This window comes from Caldisericum sp. (genome assembly GCA_022759145.1).
Lineage (GTDB): Bacteria > Caldisericota > Caldisericia > Caldisericales > Caldisericaceae > Caldisericum.
Window position 1 is genome coordinate 1 of record JAEMPV010000051.1, and the last position, 4,153, is coordinate 4,153.

7 protein-coding genes are annotated in these 4,153 nt (G+C 39.1%); 2 read left to right on the plus strand and 5 right to left on the minus strand.

What is annotated here, in order from left to right; translation table 11 throughout:
• The 3 genes from JHC30_03670 to JHC30_03680 form a co-directional block, all read right to left on the minus strand.
• A partial coding sequence (locus tag JHC30_03670) for a thiamine-binding protein (GenBank protein MCI4463251.1) occupies positions 1–144 on the minus strand: 144 nt, incomplete at its 3' end.
• 53 nt (positions 145–197) lie between these two features.
• Positions 198–644: an NfeD family protein gene (locus tag JHC30_03675; protein ID MCI4463252.1), complete on the minus strand. Its 447-nt coding sequence runs from the start codon at positions 642–644 to the stop codon at positions 198–200.
• Positions 645–659: 15 nt separating this feature from the next.
• Complete coding sequence (locus JHC30_03680) at positions 660–1,601, minus strand: SPFH/Band 7/PHB domain protein (GenBank protein ID MCI4463253.1); 942 nt, start codon at positions 1,599–1,601, stop codon at positions 660–662.
• 74 nt (positions 1,602–1,675) lie between these two features.
• Between JHC30_03680 and sdaAB the strand changes: the two genes are divergently transcribed.
• Both sdaAB and sdaAA read left to right on the plus strand, forming a co-directional pair.
• Positions 1,676–2,350 (plus strand): L-serine ammonia-lyase, iron-sulfur-dependent subunit beta, encoded by a 675-nt coding sequence (sdaAB, locus tag JHC30_03685; protein MCI4463254.1) that lies wholly within the window; start codon positions 1,676–1,678, stop codon positions 2,348–2,350.
• 9 nt (positions 2,351–2,359) lie between these two features.
• On the plus strand, positions 2,360–3,250 hold the full coding sequence (gene sdaAA / locus JHC30_03690; GenBank protein ID MCI4463255.1) for an L-serine ammonia-lyase, iron-sulfur-dependent, subunit alpha: 891 nt from the start codon (positions 2,360–2,362) through the stop codon (positions 3,248–3,250).
• A 16-nt stretch (positions 3,251–3,266) separates the two neighbouring features.
• Here sdaAA and JHC30_03695 read toward each other — a convergent pair whose 3' ends face one another.
• Together JHC30_03695 and JHC30_03700 are read right to left on the minus strand one after the other, a co-directional pair.
• A complete protein-coding gene (locus JHC30_03695) occupies positions 3,267–3,869 on the minus strand; it encodes a DUF996 domain-containing protein (GenBank protein MCI4463256.1) in 603 nt (200 codons plus the stop codon).
• Positions 3,870–3,982: 113 nt separating this feature from the next.
• The coding region (locus tag JHC30_03700; GenBank protein ID MCI4463257.1) for a hypothetical protein at positions 3,983–4,153 on the minus strand (171 nt) is incomplete at its 5' end.

Consider the following 4,153-nt stretch of genomic DNA (forward strand, 5'->3'; position numbering starts at 1 on the left):
AAGCGGTCCTTCAACTGTTGTGCTATTTGCTCCAACTTCGTATTTAAGCCCTGAATCAATTACAACTTTTATTGCCTTATCCACTATTTCGTATATTTTTTCTTCAGAGACTGCAGGGATTACGGTAAATTCAACAATTGCCATAAAAACCTCCCGAAGAAAGGGGCATAGGGAAAAGCCCTATACCCCGAGATTTTCTATTCTTTTTTCTTTACGATGAGTTTTACGCCCTCGATATTAATAACTTCAACTTTCGTTCCCGCAGGAATAGTCGATCCATCAGCGCTTATTGCAGACCAGTACCTTCCATCCAAAAGCACTTCGCCTTTGTACGAAATGCCGTCAATTTCCTTCGTAACAACGCCGGTTTTCCCTATAATTGCATTAACATTACTCCTGTATGGTTTTCCCAGTATGTGAAAGCGTTTCTTCAAAATAAACTCGGAAGAAAGTATGAGTGCTGTAGTAAGCAGTATGAAAACTGCTATCTGGATGTTAAGCGGGACATCTATCAGGTTCAAGATAAGCGTAACAATTGCAGACACTCCAAACCATATAGCAAAGAATGTTGTAGTACTTATCTCAATAATTACTGAAACTGCCAAAACTATCAACCAAAAAACCGTCAAATTGGTTTCGAGCATATAAATGCCTTCCTTCTATTTTTCCTTGTTATCTTGTGTTCCATCTCCTTCTTTATCGCCTGTGAATATCTCCTTTATAGTGCCCAAGGAACCAAGCAGTGCAGATGACTCGTAAGGAAGGAATATCTTTGTTGCTTTACCATCTGCAATCTTATTGAGGGTTTCAAGGTAATTAACGGCAATAACATCTTTTGTAGGATTCCCTCTGTGAATGCCCTGGAAGTATACTTCTGCTGCATCACCTTTTGCCTTTGCAACCGTAAGAAGTGCCTGTGCCTCACCTTCCGCTCTTAAAATCTGTGCCTGTTTTTCACCTTCTGCAGTGAGAATTTTTGCTTGCCTTTCTCCCTCCGCCTTTAGAATTGCTGCTTGTTTTATTCCTTCTGCTTCAAGTATTGTTGCCCTCTTGTCACGCTCTGCCTTCATCTGCTTTGTCATTGCTTCTTGAATTTCTGGAGGCGGCATAATCGTCTTTATTTCAACCCTCGTAATCTTTATTCCCCAGGGGTCAGTTGCAACATCGAGGTCGTGCCTCAAAATTTCATTAATCTTTTCTCTCGATGTTAACAATTCATCAAGAGTTAAATTACCACATACATTCCTTATTGCAGTTTGTGTGAGTTTGAGTATTGCCTGATCTACATCCTGCACTTCGTAAACAGCCTTTACAGGATCAGTAACCATATAGTACATAACATTGTCTATCTTTACGACGACATTGTCTTTGGTTATGATATCCTGTGGAGGATAATCCCAGACCTGTTCTCTTAAATCAACAATCCTTCGAACACTTTCAATAAAAGGTATGAGAACATGAAGACCTGGTTGTAGTGTCCTTGAATACTGACCGAGCCTTTCAATAACTGCCGCAGTTGCCTGTCTTACAACGATAACGCTTCTCAATGCAACAGCGACAATCGCAGTGATAAGAATTACATACAGAATTAATGCAATCATATTTGCCTCCTTTCACTTATATATTATACTATGAAATGGTTTCGAAAACAATTTAAAAAGTGTATAATCTTAATATGGGAATATTTGATATTATTGGACCTGTGATGATTGGTCCATCGAGTTCGCACACAGCAGGAGCTGCAAGAATTGGAAAATACGCTCGAAGAATTTACGGCGTTCATAAACCTTTTGACCTTGTCGAAATTGACCTATACAATTCTTTCTCTGAATCTGGTATCGGGCATGGCACAGACCTTGCGATACTTGGAGGGATCCTCTGTTTTAATGTGGATGACGAACGCATTTTAAAGTCCTTTGAAATTGCAAAAGAAATGGGTATAAATTTCAAATTCAACTTCAAAGGTATTGACGAGGATGTTGGGGAAAACGCAGTTAAAATAACATTCCATAATAATGGGAAGTCCTTCTACGTGTGGGGCGAATCAATTGGCGGTGGGCTCATTCACATCTCTAACATTAACGGGTATAGTGTTAGTCTTTTTGGAAGGCATCCAGTCTTGATTGTGGTTGCAAAGGATGTTCCTGGGATTATAGCACATGTTTCTAAAATAATTGCAGATGCTCACATAAATATTGCAAAAGCAGAAATAGAAAGGGATTCTTCTGTTTCCGAGTCGCTTTCGGTCTTTAAACTCGACTCCGATTTCCCAAAGGATAAAATTCCTCTTATTCTTGAAAACAAAAATATTCTGGAAGTAATGACAGTTGAAAGACTTGAAGAATTGTAAGGTGAAAAAATGAAAATAAAATTCAGAAGTTTTTCCGAATTAAAAGAAAAAGCAATGGGCTCAAACCTCCCCTTGGGCAAATTCCTTATTCAGTACGAAGCTCTAAACGAGGGTAAGGATCCAGATTTTGTTATCTCAAGGATGGACAGGACGCTTACTGCAATGGAAGAGTCAATCATAAAGGGCTTAAAGGGAAGAAACACATCAAAAACAGGCTTTGTTGACGGATGGGCATACAAGGTACAGGAATTTTCAAAGGATTCCAACTTTCACCTCCTTTCGGAAGAATTTACCGAGGTAATCAAAAATACGCTTGCAGTTTCTGAGATGAATGCTTGTATGGGAAGAATTGTTGCAGCCCCCACTGCAGGCTCTTGCGGAGTGTTGCCTGGTTCACTTTTAACTGTTGCAAAACTCAAGGGTGTTGAAAGAAACAAAATAATCGAAGCGCTTTTTGTGGCAGGTGGGATTGGCGAAGTGTTTCAAATGCTTGCAAGTTTGTCTGGTGCACGTCATGGTTGTCAGGCTGAGGTTGGTGCTGCATCGTCAATGGCTGCAGGTGCAATTGTTTCTCTTTTTTCGGATGATATTGATGCAGTTGAAAGCGCCTCTGCTTTTGCCTTGAAAAATGTCCTTGGGCTTGTGTGCGACCCTATTGGGGGCTTTGTTGAAATCCCCTGCGTCAAGCGAAATGTAATGGGTGCAGTGAATGCGATTGCCTCTGCACAAATGGCACTTTCAGGCATAAGAACACTTATTCCTCTTGATGAGGTAATCATTGCGATGAAAAGGATAGGTGAAAAACTACCCGAGGAATTAAGAGAAACAGGGCTTGGTGGAGTTGCAGGCACAGAAACCGCAAAGTTGCTTTTAAAGAAGTTTAAGGAAAAAGGGTCGTAGCATATTGAGAATTGCTTTATTCCCTGTTTATTTCTAACTCCTCTCTCATTGTGAAAAAGCCTATAGCCACGTATACAGCCGCTATTAATGAAAGAATTGCTCCAACCAAAATTACAAGCAAATACGCACCATAGAGCATAAATGTCCCTGCTTTAACAAAATAATCATTTTCTAAAACTTCACCTGTCCGTTTAAGGCTTTTACTTAAAAAGTACATTGAAGCAATAATAACTGCAATCGCAAAAATTCCTATTGTCGCAATTACTATTCCTGACATATGTTTAAGACTATTAGCAAATACTATCGCAGCAACCCCAATTGCGACTGCTCCAATAAGACCAATAAGAAGTGAAGTTAAATAGTTTGAGAATATTGCTCTTTCCTGCGTCCGTTTTGAGATTTCATAAAATGCTAACAGAAGCAAAACCATAGATAAAGTAGATGTTAAAGAAAGCGAGACATTGAGCATAAGTGAACCGTAGCCCCCATAATTGTAGGGAAGATTCTGTGGAGCCCATTGAAACCTCTGAAAAGAAAGACTAACAGCAGTGCTAAGAAAAGAAAGCATAATACCAATTTCTCCTAAGATTTTTGCCTTTCTCAAGTTAATTTTTTCCATTTTTCTCTCCTTCCTTTTTTCTTTATTATATTTTATCAAATTAATAGAAAATTCAAATTGAAATTTAAGGGCTTGAGCAATCAAGCCCTCGGATATTTAAACTACTTCACAATTTAATTTCCATAGTAAACTTTTTTTGGAATACCTTCAAAACTATCGTAAGACCCTGTTCTGTCGTATTTATTAATATAGGTTGTGTGCGTGCTTGGATCGTAGTGAGTCGGTGGAATAAACGGAAGGTCAAAGCCACTTGTGTAAACCTCAAACTTGCATGGACCAACCGA

Bases quoted from the DNA above. Each gene is read 5' to 3' on its own strand.
- JHC30_03680 (MCI4463253.1), bottom strand. From the start codon at position 1,601: ATGATTGCATTAATTCTGTATGTAATTCTTATCACTGCGATTGTCGCT.
- sdaAA (MCI4463255.1), top strand. From the start codon at position 2,360: ATGAAAATAAAATTCAGAAGTTTTTCCGAATTAAAAGAAAAAGCAATG.
- JHC30_03675 (MCI4463252.1), bottom strand. From the start codon at position 644: ATGCTCGAAACCAATTTGACGGTTTTTTGGTTGATAGTTTTGGCAGTT.
- sdaAB (MCI4463254.1), top strand. From the start codon at position 1,676: ATGGGAATATTTGATATTATTGGACCTGTGATGATTGGTCCATCGAGT.
- JHC30_03695 (MCI4463256.1), bottom strand. From the start codon at position 3,869: ATGGAAAAAATTAACTTGAGAAAGGCAAAAATCTTAGGAGAAATTGGT.